The sequence below is a fragment of the Saccharopolyspora sp. NPDC002686 genome (genome assembly GCF_040295745.1).
Lineage (GTDB): Bacteria > Actinomycetota > Actinomycetes > Mycobacteriales > Pseudonocardiaceae > Saccharopolyspora > Saccharopolyspora oryzae.
On record NZ_JBEOVY010000191.1, the window covers coordinates 1 to 14,524 of the forward strand.

Genomic DNA, 14,524 nt, shown 5'->3' on the forward strand with positions numbered 1-14,524 from the left:
AGCGGCCCGACCTGCACGTCCTCGGCGACGCCGCGACCCACCTGCATCGCGGCCATCCGCTCGGCGAGCCGTCGGGAGAACTCCCCGGCGACGTCGGCGTGCACGTAGAACCGGTTGGCCGCCGTGCAGGCCTCGCCGCCGTTGCGCATCTTGGCCAGCATCGCGCCGTCGACCGCGGCGTCGAGGTCGGCGTCGGCGAAGACCAGGAACGGCGCGTTGCCACCCAGTTCCATCGACACCCGCAGCACCTGGTCGGCGGACTGCTCGATGAGCTTGCGGCCCACCGCGGTGGAGCCGGTGAACGACAGCTTGCGGGCGCGGCCGTCGCGGATCATCGGTTCCATCAGCCGGCCGGCGCTGCGCGAGGTGACGACGTTGACCACGCCGTCGGGCAGCCCGGCCTCCTGCAGGATCTCGGCGAGCGCCAGCATCGACAGCGGTGTCTGGTGGGCGGGCTTGATGACCGAGGTGCAGCCCGCGGCGATGGCCGGACCGATCTTGCGGGTGCCCATCGCCATCGGGAAGTTCCACGGGGTGATCAGCAGCGCCGGGCCGACGGGCTGGCGCATCACCAGGAACCGGCCCGCCCCGTTGGGGGCCACCGCGTAGTCGCCGCCGATGCGCACCGCTTCCTCGGCGAACCAGCGGAAGAACTCCGCGGCGTAGGTGATCTCGGCGCGCGACTCGGTCAGCGGCTTGCCCATCTCGAGGGTCATCAGCAGCGCCAGGTCCTCGTGCCGGGACATGATCAGCTCGTAGGCGCGGCGCAGGATCTCCCCGCGTTCGCGCGGCGGGTGCTTGGCCCAGCTCGGCTGCGCCTCGCTCGCGGCGGTGAGCGCGGCCAGGCCGTCCTCGGGGGAGGCGTCGGCGACCGAGCACAGCACCCGGCCGGTCGAGGGGTCCTCCACTTCGTAGCTGCGGCCGGCGTCGGCCGGGCGCCACTTGCCACCGATGAGCAGCTGCTTGGGAGCGGCGTCGACGACGGTGGCCTCTCGGGGGTGCTGTTGGACGGAAATGGTCATGGCACGCCTTCCGGCTCGGAGGTGGACAGCGACGCTCGGTGATGGTTGCATAACACGCGAGATTGTCGACAATCCTACATTTTCACGACGCTTGGAGTCGATCATGGCTGAGCTCTCGCCGGCGCTCAAGCAGGCCACGCCGGTCCTGGCCGCCCGCGGCGAAGGGATCTACCTCTACGACGAGCAGGACCGGCGGTACCTGGACTTCACCGCCGGCATCGGGGTCACCAGCACCGGGCACTGCCACCCGCGCGTGGTCGAGGCCGCCCAGCGCCAGGTGGGCACCCTGATCCACGGCCAGTACACGACAGTCATGCACCGCCCGCTGCTCGAACTCACCGAACGGCTCGGTGAAGTCCTGCCATCGGGTCTGGACCGGCTGTTCTACGTCAACTCCGGCAGCGAGGCCGTCGAAGCCGCGGTGCGGCTGGCGCGGCAGGCCACCGGACGGCAGAACATCGTGGCCTTCCAGGGCGGCTTCCACGGTCGCACGATGGGCGCCGGGGCGCTGACCAGCTCCGGGACGAAGGTGCGCGCCGGGATCGGCCCGATGATGCCCGGGGTGGTGTTCACCCCGTTCCCCGAGCCCTACCGGCACCGCTGCAGCGAGGCCGACGCCGTGCGCTACGCGCTGGCGGAGTTCGACCAGCTGCTGGTCACGGTCAGCTCCCCGCGCGACACCGCGGCGATCATCATCGAACCGGTCCTGGGCGAGGGCGGCTACCTGCCCGCACCGCCGGAGTTCCTCACCGGCCTGCGCGAGCGCGCCGACCGCCACGGGATCCTGCTCATCGTCGACGAGGTGCAGACCGGCGTCGGCCGCACCGGCCGGTTCTGGGGCCACGACCACGCCGGGATCCGCCCCGACGTCCTGATCACCGCCAAGGGCCTGGCCAGCGGATTCCCGCTGTCGGCCATCGCCGCGCCGGACGAGTTGATGAGCAAGGCGTGGCCGGGCTCGCAGGGCGGCACCTACGGCGGCAACGCGGTGGCCGCCGCCGCGGCGATCGCCACCCTGGACGTGGTGCGCGAGGAGAAGCTCGTGGAGAACGCCGCCGACCAGGGCCAGCGGCTGCGCGACGGGCTGCGCGGCGTCGCCTCGGACCACCCGGTCATCGGCGAGGTGCGCGGCCTCGGCCTGATGGTGGCCAACGAGTTCACCAGCGCCGACGGCACGCCCGATGCTGCCACCGCGGCTCGGGCGCACGCGGCCGCCGCCGAACGCGGACTGCTGCTGCTGACCTGCGGTCCGCACGGCAACGTGGTGCGGATGATCCCGCCGCTGATCGTCACCGCCGACCAGGTCGACGAAGCCGTCGGGCTCTGGGGCGAGGCGGTCGCGGCGGCCGTCACGGGCTGACCAGCGGCGTCGGTGGTGGGTGTGATCTGCGCCTCGCACCCACCACCAGCCGAAACACCTGCGCCCTTGTCACCGTTCGATAGCGGGGGCTGCCCCGCCGCCGGTCGTCTGGAATGCTGCACGCCAACGATCGAGCGCGCGGGACGCCCGCATTGAACCGACGCAGGTGTGAGCATGAGCGACTGGTCGGCTGGGCAACAGCCGAGAGGCCGGAGGCCGCAAGGCGGCGGCAGGTACGACTACTACGGCGGGGGCCGTGGTCCGGACGGGCCGCCGCCAGGACGACGCCCTCCGCCCCCGCCGCCACCGCGGCGCGACCCCCGGCCGCCGGTGGACGACGAACCACCACGTCGCCGCCCACCGCGGAAGCAGAAGCGGTGGGGACGGCGCATCGGCATCACGCTGGTCGTGCTGTTGCTGCTGCTGGGCGGTCTGGTGATCTACTTCGACAGCACCCTGCAGCGCACCGCGGCCCTGGACTTCCAGGGGCAGGCGCCGGACTCCGCGGGCACCAACTGGCTGCTGGTGGGCTCCGACAGCCGCGAAGGCCTCGACGACGCGCAGCGCGAGGAGCTCTCCGCCGGTGACGCCGGCGGGCGCCGCACCGACACCATGATGCTGGTGCACATCCCCAGCGGTGGCGGACAGCCGGCGATGATCAGCCTGCCCCGCGACTCGTACGTACCCATCCCCGGTCACGGCAAGACCAAGCTCAACGCGGCCTTCTCCTTCGGCGGCCCGCAGCTGCTGTCGCAGACCGTCGAGCAGGCCACCGGGGTGCACATCGACCACTACGCCGAGATCGGCTTCGGCGGGTTCGCCGACCTGGTCGACGCCGTCGGCGGGGTCGACATGTGCCTGGACCAGCCGATGAACGACGACATGGCCAACGTCCACCTCCAGCAGGGCTGCCAGACGCTGGACGGTCCGCAGGCGCTGGGCTTCGTCCGGGCCCGCTACTCGCTCAAGGGCGGTGACCTGGAGCGAGCGGAGAACCAGCGCAAGCTGCTGGGGGCGCTGGTCAAGCAAGCCACCAGCCCGGCGACGCTGTTCAACCCGTTCCGGCTGTTCCCGCTGGCCTCGGGTGCGAGCAAGACGTTCCTGGTCAACGACAGCGACCACCTGTGGCACCTGGCCTCGCTGGCGCTGGCGCTGGGCGACATCAGCGGTGGTGAGGGCGTGACCACCAGCGTGCCCTTCGGCCGGTTCGGCCGGGACTCCGACGGCGGCTCGGTCATCGTCTGGGATTCCGAGGGCGCTGCGCGGATGTTCGACGCGATCGCCAAGGACCAGCCGATCCCGCAGGACCTGCTCGGCAAGTAGTCCCCGGACACGATGTGGCCCGCTCCCGAAGCTCGGGGAGCGGGCCACATCGCCGTTGGGAGGGACGATCAGGAGGCGAAGCGCCGCAACTGCTTGCTGTTCCCGTTGAAGCTGTCCTGCCCACCGGGCAGCGGACCTTGGTCGCTGTGCTGCCAGATGCTCTGGAAGTCCCACCCGGCGGGCAGATCACCGATCTGCGGGGCGTAGCGGGCGATCCACAGCGGGTTGTTCGCGGCGAAGTCGGGGTTGGACCCGGTGCAGCCGTTCCACCACCGCGTGGTGGTGTAGATGACCGGGAAGCGCCCGGTGCGGTTCAGGTAGGTGTTGGAGAAGTCGGCGATCCAGTCCGACATCGCGCGGGGATCGAGCCCGTAGCAGGGATCGCCGTAGGGATTGGTCTCGATGTCGAGCGCACCCGGCAGGGTCCGGCCACCGTCGTTCCAACCGCCTCCGTTGTCCACGAAGAAGTTGGCCTGCTGGGCGCCGCTGGAGCGGTCGGGCAGTCCGAAGTGGTAGGCGCCGCGGACCATGCCGACCGCGTGCGAACCGTCGTACTGCTGGTTGAAGCTGCCGCTGCGGAACCCGGAACCTTCGGTCGCCTTGACGTAGGCGAACCGAGCACCTGCGGCCCACGCGGCCGGCCAGTCCACATCGCCCTGGTGGCCGCTGACGTCCATTCCGGACAGCGCGCCCGCGGGCTGTTGTGGAGGTGCACCGCTGCGGGAGCCGGGGAGGCTGTAACCCGCCCAGGCACCGTTGGGATCGTGCGGGTCGAGCATCGGGGCACTTCTGGGGTTCTCCGGTGCTGCGTGGGCGGCACCGGTGGCCAAGGTGGCCGCGGTGATCAACGCGGCCAGCAGGGCTGGTGTCCTACGTGGACGGCTGGGGAGCCGGGAACGCCGGTGGCTCTTGCCGAACGGACGTCGCACTGAACTCGCCTCCTCACCGACGCGGAATTCGTCGTCGAGCGGAGCCGGGCCGTTGGACCGGCGGGGACTTGCGGATCTTCTGGCGATCGAGAGAATAGCGCGGGGTCGTGGGTACCGCTGTGCACCGACTCGCCGATTGTTCTGGTTTGCCCTGTTCCGGGTGTCCACTGTGGTGTTCGGGTGACGGAGGTCTCCCGATTGGAGAATCGCGGCGCGGTCGGGTACCCCATGGGCATGGCACAACGAGCGGGTGGCCCTCGATCGGGTCGGCACGGGTACCGGCGGCGGCCGGACGATCGCGAGTTCGGCGGCGGTGATCGCGGGGACGAGCGAGCACTTCGGCAGGAGCTGCGGGCGATGCACGGCGCCAGCTACGGCCGCTACAAGTCCCTGCGCGGTCGTTGGTCCTTCGGCGGGTTCACCCTGGAGGTCCAGCGGGTGCAGCCCGATCCCTTCGCCCCGGCCAGCCGCTGCGAAGTCCGCGTCACCGAACCGGTGGCCGGGTTTCCCGCGGAGCTGTGGCGCGTACCGGTTCGAGCCCGGGCCCTGGCCGGGTACCTGGTGCGGGCCGCCGACCGGCGGCTGCGCGACAGCAGGCTGCGCGTCGACGCCGGGCGCCAGCAGGTGCTGGACCGCTCCGCCTGCCAGGTCGTCGGTGGGGAAGTGGTGCTGCGGTTGGGCATCGACCTGCCGGGGCGGGGCCGGACCATCGACGGCCGCCAGGCCGAGCGGGCGTTGTGCGACGAGCTGCCGGACGTCGTCGAGGCGGCGTTGCGGTGGGCCGCGGCCGACCAGGCGCGGGTGCGGGAGTTCGTCGAGTCGGTGGAGGACACTGACTCGTTGCGGCGGCAACTGCCGGGGCTGGGGCTGATCGCCTTCGTCGCCGACGGCGCGATGCTGCCCCGGCGCAGCGGGGTCGACGAGCGCCCGATGACCGGTGGAGTGCCCTTCGACTCCCCGGAGTCCCTGCGGGTGTCGGTGGACCTGCCCAACCGCGGCCGCGTGACCGGCATGGGCGTGCCGGAGGGGATCACGCTGATCGTCGGTGGCGGCTTCCACGGCAAGTCGACGTTGCTGCGGGCGCTGGAGTTCGGCGTCTACGACCACGTTCCCGGCGACGGGCGGGAGCTGGTGGTGTGCCGGGAGGACACGGTGAAGGTCCGCGCCGAGGACGGCCGGCGGGTGCACCGGGTGGACGTCAGCCCGTTCGTCAGCCACCTGCCCACCGGTTCGGACACCGCCGACTTCTCCACCGACAACGCCTCGGGCTCGACCTCCCAGGCGGCCGCGATCGTGGAGGCGGTGGAGTCCGGCGCCAAGGTCCTGCTGGTCGACGAGGACACCGCGGCCACCAACCTGATGATCCGCGACGCCCGCATGCAGGCGCTGGTGGCCAAGTCCGCCGAGCCGCTGACGCCGTTCGTGGACCTGATCCGGCCGCTGCACGCCGCCCACGGGGTGTCCACGGTGCTGGTGATGGGCGGGTCGGGGGACTACATGGACGTCGCGGACCAGGTGCTGATGCTGGACTCCTACCACGCGCGCGACGTCACCGACCGCGCCAAGCAGCTGGCCGCCCAGCCCACCGGCCGCCGTTCCGAGGCCGAGACGTTCCCACCGGTGCGCCACCGCGTGGTGGATCCGCGGTCGATCCCGACCGACCGGCCCAAGGTCCGGGCTCGCGGGGTGGACGCGCTGACCCTGGGGGAGTCCACTGTGGAGCTGCGCGGCGTCGAGCAGGTGGTCGACCCCGCGCAGGTGACCGGTATCGGCTTGGCGCTGGTCAGCTGCGCGCGGCGAGGAGTCCTGGACGGCAGGCGGACGGTGGCCGAGGTGGTGGAGGCCTTCGCCGCTGACGTCGCCGAGCGCGGGGTGGCCGCGGTCGACGAGCGCTACGTCGGGGACTTCGCGGTGCCACGCCCCTTCGAACTGGCAGCGGCGTTGAACCGGCTCCGCGTCCTGAAGGTCTCCGGCTTCCGCACCTGACCCCGGTCGAGCCCCACATCGCTCCGGCGTGCGGGCTTTGCCTGGGAGCGCCGGGCGGGCATCATCGGGATGAGGGGTTTGCCCGATTGCTGCTGCGTGCAGGAGCGCGGCGGACGGGAGGCGAGCGATGCCTCGCATGGGATTCCCGGAACGAACCACCACCGGCTACACCGACCGGAGGCACGCCGGAAGGGCGCTGGCCCAGCGGATGGGCGGCCTGGAACTGGTCGATCCCGTCGTGCTCGGCCTGGCCCGCGGTGGGGTACCGGTCGCCGCGGAGGTCGCGCGGGCGCTCGGCGCGCCGCTGCGGGTGTGCGTGGCGCGCAAGATCGGCGCACCGAGCCAGCCGGAGCTGGCAGTGGGGGCGGTGACGGCTCGCGGTCCGGCCAGCTACGACCCGCACCTGGTGCGGGCGTTCCACTTGGACGAGCAGACGCTGCACGCGGCCTGCGAGCGCGAACGCGCGGAGGCCCGCCGGCGGGAGGAGCTGTTCCAGCGCGGTGAGCCGCTGTCGCTGACCGGCAGGGACGTGGTGCTGGTCGACGACGGCCTGGCCACCGGCGCGACGGCCAGGGCAGCGGTGCGGATGCTGCGCGAATCCGAGCCCCGCAACATCGTGCTCGCGGTGCCGGTGGGCTCGCCTGACGCAGTAGCAGTGCTGCGCAAGGAAGCGGACGTCGTGCTCTGCGTGCTCCAACCGGTCGGCTTCGCGGCAGTGGGGCAGTGGTACCGCGACTTCAGGGCGACCACCGACGAGGAGATCCACGGCATCCTCGCCGAGTTCGACTGACTCCCCGCTGACCAGGGCGGCAAGGAGTCGGGAATTTATAGTTGATTGCATCTATGGATTCAGTGTCGAATGAAATTAACCGCTCAGCGGTGTCATGAACCCTCAACCCTCACCCCCAAAAACGCTATGACCAGGGGAGAGGGGGCGTTCGGCAGTGGTCGCGCGTTGGTCTGCTCTGTCCTTGCATGCGATGGGACAGAGCAGGGGGAGGGTCCGTCGGCCCGCGCAATGGCTCTGCCGGCGAGGGAGCGATCTCCGCAGAGCCCTGTTCCGGATGCTCTGACGGGGCTCGGCCAACTGGACGGAACGGGACGTTCGGGTATTAAGTTCAATATTCTCGTTGGTTTCAGTGTTGACCAAAATTAATCCTGCGGATCGGCCGTCACCAAGATCTGCCCGGACGCGATAACCTCAGCGGCACCTGCTCCATGCGTCGCGGAGGTCTGGGGATCGGGTGGTTCGCCGCCACCGGTTGGGGGTCTTCGGGCGCGTCGGGGTGGAGTTGGGCATTGGTTTCGGGTTGATTGGGTCGCTATGACTTCCGCTGGACATTCCGAGAGCACGCCGTCGCAGGCGGGCAAGCACACGCCACCGCGGCGGTCTGGGACGAGACGGGGCGAGGAGTCCGGCGAGCAGGGGTACTCCGCGGAGGTCGCCTGGCAGGTGGGTGAGGCGACCGTGGCGCTGGGCGAGCGGTTGCGGGATCCGTCGGTGCCGCACAACGTGCCGGAGATCGAGAAGGTCATGCGCGGGTTCTCGTTGACGGTGGAGGGCATGTCGGCGGGGGTCGGCGGAGTCACCGAGTGGTTGCGGGCGGCGGGGCACGTCGGGCCGCTGTCGGGGCACGCGAGCGTGATGGCGGAGCGGCTGTCGCACATCGGCAAGGAGCTGACCCGGTTGGCCGAGGCGATCGAGCAGGCGCAGCAGCAGCAGGCGAGCTGAATCAGGGCGGTCCGGCGGAGCGGGGTGGGCGTGCTCGGCAGCACTGGGCTGCTCAGTATGTTGGTGCTTGCATCGCGGCTGCGGTGATCGAGTTGTGCTGGTTCCGCCGCTCTCCGGTGTGGGTGGTGCGCGGTCGGGGCCGGTGCGTGTGGGTGTGGAGGTGGCCCCTGTGGTTCGCGGCAGTGCTGGAGATTCCTCTGCCGCCTTCGATTCGCTGTTCAGCGAGGTGTTCTCGGGGGCGGACGGGGCGACCGCCGCGGAGCGCTCGCTGACTTTGGGCTCGTTGCTGGACGATCAGGCGCACGAGGTGGTGTCGAAGGCTGTTCGGGCCACTGTGGACTGGGGCAGTCGGGAGTTGGACAGCGCGCACTTGCTGTGGGCGGTTACGCAGGTTCCGGCGACTGCTGAGCTGCTGGTGTCCTCCGGGGTTCGGGTGGAGGAGCTGGCTGCGGCGGTGCGTTCGGCGGTGGTCGGCCAGGAGGTCTCGGGTGCGGGGCGCCCGGTGCTGTCGGCGGCGGCGCGGCGGGCGTTGCTGGGGGCTTATCAGCAGGCGTTGGGCGAGGGTGCTGATGTGGTCGGGGCGCGGCACGTGGTGCTGGGGCTGGCGGCGGATGCGGATTCGGTGGCGGGTCGGGCGTTGGCGCGTGCGATCGAGTTGGGTGATCGGGGTGGGGCTGGGTCGGTGTTGAGCGTGACGCCGCGGTTGGACGAGTTCGGGTTGGACCTGACCGAGTTGGCGCGGGCCGGCCGGTTGGATCCGGTGGTGGGCCGGGATGCCGAGATCGAGCAGGCGATCGAGGTGCTGGGTCGGCGGTCGAAGAACAACCCGGTGTTCGTGGGGGATCCGGGGGTGGGCAAGACGGCGATCGTGGAGGGGTTGGCCCGTCGGATCGTCGAGGGTGCGGTGCCGTGGTCGTTGGCCGATGTTCGGGTGATCTCGCTGGATTTGGCGGGGATGGTGGCCGGGGCGAAGTACCGGGGTGAGTTCGAGCAGCGGTTCCGGGACGTGATGGCGGAGATCCGCGCGAACCGGGACAGCGTGCTGGTGTTCATCGACGAGGTGCACAGCATCGTGGGTGCTGGTGCCGGTGAGGGGTCGATGGATGCGGGCACGATGCTCAAGCCTGCGTTGGCGCGGGGTGAGGTGCGGTTGATCGGCGCGACGACGGTGGAGGAGTACCGGCGGCACGTGGAGAAGGATCCGGCGTTGGAGCGCCGGTTCGCGCCGATCACGGTGGGGGAGCCGTCGGTGGCCGACACCGTGGTGGTGCTGGAGGGATTGCGGGAGCGGTACCAGCGGCATCACCGGGTGCGGATCGATGATTCGGCGTTGTCGGCGGCGGCGGAGTTGTCGCAGCGCTACATCGCGGATCGGTTCTTGCCGGACAAGGCGGTGGATCTGCTGGACCAGGCGTGTTCGCGGGTGCGGTTGCGGCGTGGTGGTGAGGTGCGGGAGTCGGCGGTGTTCGAGCCGACGGTGGTGGCCGATGACGTGGCTGATGTGGTGGCGTCGCGGACCGGGATTCCGGTGGCGGACGTCAGTGCTGAGGACGTGGAGCGGTTGTTGGGGTTGGAGGAGCAGCTGCGGTCGCGGGTGGTGGGTCAGGACGCGGCGGTGGCGTCGGTCGCCGAGGCGGTGCGTCGGGCGCGGGCCGGGTTGGCGGATCCGGATCGGCCGATCGGGAGTTTTCTGTTCTTGGGGCCGACGGGTGTGGGCAAGACGGAGTTGGCGCGGGCGTTGGCGCGGGCGTTGTTCGGTGATGTGCAACGGTTGTTGCGGTTGGACATGGGGGAGTTCCAGGAGAAGCACACGGTGTCGCGGTTGGTGGGGGCGCCGCCGGGTTATGTGGGGTACGGGGAGGCTGGTCAGTTGACCGATCGGGTGCGGCGGCAGCCGTATTCGGTGGTGTTGCTGGATGAGGTGGAGAAGGCGCATCCGGATGTGTTCAACACGTTGTTGCAGGTGTTGGATGCGGGGCGGTTGACGGATTCGCAGGGGCGGTTGGTGGATTTCCGCAACGTGGTGGTGATCATGACCTCGAACATCGGGGCGGATCGGATCGTGGATGCGGGTGCTGATGCGGGTGAGACCGCGTTGGTGGTGTTGGAGGAGTTGCGGTCGTTCTTCCGGCCGGAGTTCATCAACCGGATCGATGATGTGGTGGTGTTCCGGCCGTTGCCGGGTGCGCAGTTGCGGCGGATCGCGTCGTTGTTGTTGGAGCGCACGGCGGAGCAGTTGTCGGCGAAGGGTGTTCGGTTGGTGGTGGCGGACGAGGCGTTGGACTGGTTGGTGGAGCGGGGCTATCAGCCGGAGTTCGGGGCGCGTCCGTTGCGTCGGGTGATCGCGCGGGAGTTGGACAACCGGTTGGCGTCGATGGTGTTGGGTGGTTCGGTGTCGGCGGGGGATCAGGTGTCGGTGGATGTGGTGGACGGGGATTTGTCGTTGGTGGTGTCGACGGTGTGGGAGCCGGTGTCGGGTGGTCGGCATGCGGCTCCGAGCGAGTCGGTGAAGGTCGTGCGGGAGCCGGTTCAGCGGCACAGCGTGTTGGGGTGAGCGAAGGCCCGCCGTCACGGTGCGTGTTCGGCGGGCCTGGCGCTTTTGGGGTGTGAGGGTCCTCGGCTGGGGGTTGTGACTGCCGGTGGTGGCGGCTGGCCGGGGGTTGTCACACGAACGTGGTGAGCCTTGTTGGGTTGGCTGGTGGCTCTTACGGTGGGGATTGCGGTTGAGCGGCCGCCACGGCGTGGTTGTTGCGCGAGTGCAGCGGCTGGTTCTGGGTCCGTGGTCGTGGTCTGATCGTCGATTCGCGAAGTTCAGGGGGAGGTAGCGTGATCGTCTCCAGATCCGGTATGCGTGCGGCCGTGTGGGCCGGGAGTGGTCCGGCGATCGTGGCGCCGAGGGAGCCGGTTGATCCGGTGATCGGGCACGGTGGGTGTTCGCCGGCGTTGCGGTTGGCGGTGGAGTGGCCGGCGCCGGGTGTCGTGGTGGTGCGCATCGGTGGTGAGATCGATCTGGCCACGGTGCCGAGGTTGACGGAGTTGATCCGGCAGCGGCTGACCGCGGCGTCGTTGCGGAGCGTGGTGCTGGATCTGTCGGAGGTGTCGTTCGCCAGCAGTGCTGCGGTGGAGTTGTTGTTGCACGTGCAGCGGCGTGCGGAGCACCGCGGGGTGGGGTTGTGGGTGGTTCCCGGTTCCGGGGCGATGGTGCGGTTGTTGCTGGTGACCGGGTTGCGGGAGCGGTTCGTGTGCCGGGATTCGGCTGCGGAGGCGGTCAGCGAGGCGCGCAGTTGACGGTGCAGCGGGTGCCGGCGGCGAGGTGATCGGCCAGGGGTGCCCAGGTTCCGTCGGGGTTGTAGGGGCCCCAGCTGCCGGGGTCGTTGGACCAGTACCACCAGCCTGCGCCGGCTTGTCGGGCTTCGGCGAGGACGTCGTCGACGTAGTCGAGTGCGCCTTCTTTGGTGGCGTCGAGGCCGAATTCGCCGATGACCATGGGCATGCCGAGTCGGCGTGCGGTGGCGGTGTTGTCGGCGAACCACTTGCGCACGGTTTCGCGGGTGATGGCTTTGGTGATGCCGGTGTAGGTCTGTCCGCTGTCGAGCAGGAGCGGGTAGAGGTGCGGGGCGTAGGCGAGGCGGGGTTCGCCGGGGCGGGGGTCGTCGAGTTCGGGCAGTGCTGAGGGGTGCAGGGCTTGGTTGACGCCGAGGGCTTGGGGTTCGACGAAGATCCAGTGGGTGGTGTCGACTTCGCGGATTCCGTTGATGGTGCGTTGGTAGAGGGGGCCGAGCAGGGCTTGTTCGAAGATGGGGGAGGGTGCGCTGCCGCCCCAGGGTTCGTTGAACAGGTCGAAGCCCAGGACGCGGTGGTCGGTGGCGAAGCGTTGGGCGACGTGGCGCCAGGAGGCGATGAAGTGTTCGGCGAGTTCGGGGTGTTGGCCGGTGGTTCCCCAGAAGTGGTCGAAGGCGCGCATGACGCCGGGTTGCAGGTAGGTCAGGGGCCAGGGGTCTTGGAGGCTGGCGGGTAGTCCGTCGAAGTGGCTGGCCCAGGTGGGGGCGCCGCCGTTGCGGCCGGTGCCGGTGACGGCTGGGCCCCAGAGGTCTTGGTGCATGTCGAGGACGACGCGCATGCCTGCTCGGTCGTAGGCGTCGATGCGTTGGGTGATGTCGTCGAGGTAGGTCTCGTCGTAGCGGCCGGGTTCGGGTTCCACTTTGGACCAGAAGATGAGCAGTCGGACGGAGTTGGAGCCGATCGTGGTGGCTTCGGCGGTGATGTCGTCCGGGGTGGTCCAGGGCATGGCGTCGGGTGAGTCTTTGGAGCTGTGGCCGTTGTTGAAGCCGTGCGGGGTGAAGGGGGTGCCGTCGAGATCGGTGAGGGGGCGGGTGGTCTCGGCGGCGTGGGCTGCGGGGGTGGCCGCGGTGAGGGTGAGTGCGAGTGCGGCCAGGGTGGTGGTCCAGCGCCGGAGGGTCATGGTCGGGGACGGTAGTGGAGCACGCACAGAATGTGAAGATCATTCACAACTGGTTGAGTCGGTCGGCGCAACCCCACCCCCGTCGCAGCAACCGCTGCAGCGCTGCGCGTGATCATCACTGACGAGGTGTACGTCTCTCGCACGCTCGACCAGGGTGGTGGCCGAGCCCAGCACCTGGCGGGCCGAGGACGATCAACACCATCCTCGAAACGACTGCGACCAGTGGAAACCGGAAGGAATCCGATCGCGGTCGCTGGTGTCGCGGCGCGTTGCGCCTCGGCCTACGGCCATCAACCCGCCGGGGGTCGGTCGTCTAGGCTTTTGGGCATGCCGGACACGCAGTACGAAGACCTCCTCCGCCACGTGCTCGAGACAGGCGCCCGCAAGGACGACCGCACCGGGACGGGCACCCGCTCGATCTTCGGCCACCAGCTGCGCTACCGGCTCTCCGACGGCTTCCCGCTGATCACCACCAAGAAGGTCCACTTCCGCTCCATCGCCTACGAACTGCTGTGGTTCCTGCGCGGCGACTCCAACAACACCTGGCTGCAGGAGCACGGCGTCACCATCTGGGACGAGTGGGCCGGACCCGACGGTGATCTCGGTCCGATCTACGGCGTGCAGTGGCGTTCGTGGCCCACCCCGGACGGCGGGCACATCGACCAGATCAGCGATGTGCTGCGCACGCTGCGCGAGAACCCCGACTCCCGGCGGATCATCGTCTCGGCCTGGAACGTCGGTGAGATCCCGCAGATGGCGCTGCCGCCGTGCCACGCGTTCTTCCAGTTCTACGTCGCCGAGGGCAAGCTGTCCTGCCAGCTCTACCAGCGCAGCGCGGACCTGTTCCTGGGCGTGCCGTTCAACATCGCCAGCTACGCGCTGCTGACGCACATGATCGCCCAGCAGGTCGGCCTGGAGGTCGGGGACTTCATCTGGACCGGCGGTGACTGCCACATCTACGACAACCACGAGCAGCAGGTCCGCACGCAGCTCGAGCGCGACGCGCGGCCGTTCCCGACCCTGGAGCTCAAACCGGCGGAGAGCCTGTTCGACTACACCTACGAGCACTTCGCGATCGAGGGCTACGACCCGCACCCCGGCATCAAGGCTCCGGTGGCGGTGTGATCGGGCTGATCTGGGCGCAGTCGGGCGACGGGGTCATCGGCCGCGACGGCACCATGCCCTGGCACCTGCCCGAGGACCTCAAGCACTTCCGGCAGGTGACCTCCGGTGCGACGGTGCTCATGGGCCGGCGCACCTGGGAGTCGTTGCCGCCGCGGTTCCGGCCGCTGCCGGGCCGGCGCAACCTGGTGCTCTCCCGCACCCCACAGGACGGCGCTGAAACCTTCACCGACCTGTCGCAGGCCTTGGCCTCGGTCACCGGTGACGTGTGGGTGATCGGTGGTGCGGCGGTGTACCGGGCGGCGCTGCCGATCGCGGACAAGATCGTGGTCACCGAGATCCGCGAACGCTTCGACGGTGACACCTACGCCCCCGAGGTCGGGCGCAGCCCGGATGCCGTGGGGTCGTGGCAGGAGTCTTCGACCGGGTTGCACTACCGGTTCGTGACCTGGGGCTGACACCCGCCCCGGGGGGGGGAGCCGCCCCCCACCGCCAACACCCCGGCCGCACGGTCCACCCGGCCACCGGGCCACGTCTGAGGTAATAAACAGGAAGCCCCCCCAAGACCAGAACAACACCCCCAAAAAC

The 14,524-nt window shown here is 69.8% G+C and carries 12 protein-coding genes; 9 read left to right on the forward strand and 3 right to left on the reverse strand.

Going from position 1 to position 14,524, the window contains the following annotated elements:
* Positions 1-1,022, reverse strand: a 1,022-nt coding sequence (locus ABTZ89_RS23420) for an aldehyde dehydrogenase family protein (RefSeq protein WP_351048207.1), incomplete at its 3' end; no start/stop codon positions are given.
* A 103-nt stretch (positions 1,023-1,125) separates the two neighbouring features.
* On the opposite strand from ABTZ89_RS23420, the gene ABTZ89_RS23425 reads away from it, so the two are divergent.
* Both ABTZ89_RS23425 and ABTZ89_RS23430 read left to right on the forward strand, forming a co-directional pair.
* Positions 1,126-2,382, forward strand: coding sequence for an aspartate aminotransferase family protein (locus tag ABTZ89_RS23425; protein ID WP_351048210.1), 1,257 nt, complete (start codon positions 1,126-1,128; stop codon positions 2,380-2,382).
* A gap of 174 nt (positions 2,383-2,556) precedes the next feature.
* Complete coding sequence (locus ABTZ89_RS23430; protein ID WP_351048212.1) at positions 2,557-3,705, forward strand: LCP family protein; 1,149 nt, start codon at positions 2,557-2,559, stop codon at positions 3,703-3,705.
* A gap of 68 nt (positions 3,706-3,773) precedes the next feature.
* Here ABTZ89_RS23430 and ABTZ89_RS23435 read toward each other — a convergent pair whose 3' ends face one another.
* Positions 3,774-4,553, reverse strand: coding sequence for a GH25 family lysozyme (locus ABTZ89_RS23435; RefSeq protein ID WP_408641985.1), 780 nt, complete (start codon positions 4,551-4,553; stop codon positions 3,774-3,776).
* A gap of 315 nt (positions 4,554-4,868) precedes the next feature.
* On the opposite strand from ABTZ89_RS23435, the gene ABTZ89_RS23440 reads away from it, so the two are divergent.
* The 5 genes from ABTZ89_RS23440 to ABTZ89_RS23460 all read left to right on the forward strand — a co-directional run bounded on the left by ABTZ89_RS23440 (position 4,869) and on the right by ABTZ89_RS23460 (position 11,640).
* Complete coding sequence (locus tag ABTZ89_RS23440) at positions 4,869-6,620, forward strand: ABC-ATPase domain-containing protein (protein ID WP_351048214.1); 1,752 nt, start codon at positions 4,869-4,871, stop codon at positions 6,618-6,620.
* 127 nt (positions 6,621-6,747) lie between these two features.
* The gene (locus ABTZ89_RS23445; protein ID WP_270954282.1) at positions 6,748-7,410 is read left to right on the forward strand and encodes a phosphoribosyltransferase; all 663 of its coding nucleotides are present in this window, start codon (positions 6,748-6,750) and stop codon (positions 7,408-7,410) included.
* A gap of 534 nt (positions 7,411-7,944) precedes the next feature.
* Positions 7,945-8,352, forward strand: coding sequence for a hypothetical protein (locus tag ABTZ89_RS23450; RefSeq protein ID WP_351048218.1), 408 nt, complete (start codon positions 7,945-7,947; stop codon positions 8,350-8,352).
* A gap of 169 nt (positions 8,353-8,521) precedes the next feature.
* Complete coding sequence (locus ABTZ89_RS23455; RefSeq protein WP_502949590.1) at positions 8,522-10,906, forward strand: ATP-dependent Clp protease ATP-binding subunit; 2,385 nt, start codon at positions 8,522-8,524, stop codon at positions 10,904-10,906.
* Between the two features lie 272 nt (positions 10,907-11,178).
* Complete coding sequence (locus tag ABTZ89_RS23460; protein WP_270954284.1) at positions 11,179-11,640, forward strand: STAS domain-containing protein; 462 nt, start codon at positions 11,179-11,181, stop codon at positions 11,638-11,640.
* Here ABTZ89_RS23460 and ABTZ89_RS23465 read toward each other — a convergent pair.
* Positions 11,621-12,814, reverse strand: coding sequence for a glycoside hydrolase family 5 protein (locus ABTZ89_RS23465; protein WP_351048224.1), 1,194 nt, complete (start codon positions 12,812-12,814; stop codon positions 11,621-11,623). The genes ABTZ89_RS23460 and ABTZ89_RS23465 overlap by 20 nt on opposite strands.
* A gap of 327 nt (positions 12,815-13,141) precedes the next feature.
* Between ABTZ89_RS23465 and ABTZ89_RS23470 the strand changes: the two genes are divergently transcribed.
* Complete coding sequence (locus tag ABTZ89_RS23470) at positions 13,142-13,939, forward strand: thymidylate synthase (RefSeq protein WP_351048227.1); 798 nt, start codon at positions 13,142-13,144, stop codon at positions 13,937-13,939.
* Positions 13,936-14,394 carry a dihydrofolate reductase gene (locus tag ABTZ89_RS23475; protein WP_351048230.1) on the forward strand — a complete coding sequence of 153 codons (459 nt, stop codon included), beginning with the start codon at positions 13,936-13,938 and terminating at the stop codon, positions 14,392-14,394. The genes ABTZ89_RS23470 and ABTZ89_RS23475 overlap by 4 nt, the downstream gene beginning before the upstream one ends.
* Positions 14,395-14,524: the final 130 nt, after the last annotated feature.

Bases quoted from the DNA above. Each gene is read 5' to 3' on its own strand.
- ABTZ89_RS23425 (WP_351048210.1), top strand. From the start codon at position 1,126: ATGGCTGAGCTCTCGCCGGCGCTCAAGCAGGCCACGCCGGTCCTGGCC.
- ABTZ89_RS23430 (WP_351048212.1), top strand. From the start codon at position 2,557: ATGAGCGACTGGTCGGCTGGGCAACAGCCGAGAGGCCGGAGGCCGCAA.
- ABTZ89_RS23440 (WP_351048214.1), top strand. From the start codon at position 4,869: ATGGCACAACGAGCGGGTGGCCCTCGATCGGGTCGGCACGGGTACCGG.
- ABTZ89_RS23445 (WP_270954282.1), top strand. From the start codon at position 6,748: ATGCCTCGCATGGGATTCCCGGAACGAACCACCACCGGCTACACCGAC.
- ABTZ89_RS23450 (WP_351048218.1), top strand. From the start codon at position 7,945: ATGACTTCCGCTGGACATTCCGAGAGCACGCCGTCGCAGGCGGGCAAG.
- ABTZ89_RS23465 (WP_351048224.1), bottom strand. From the start codon at position 12,814: ATGACCCTCCGGCGCTGGACCACCACCCTGGCCGCACTCGCACTCACC.
- ABTZ89_RS23470 (WP_351048227.1), top strand. From the start codon at position 13,142: ATGCCGGACACGCAGTACGAAGACCTCCTCCGCCACGTGCTCGAGACA.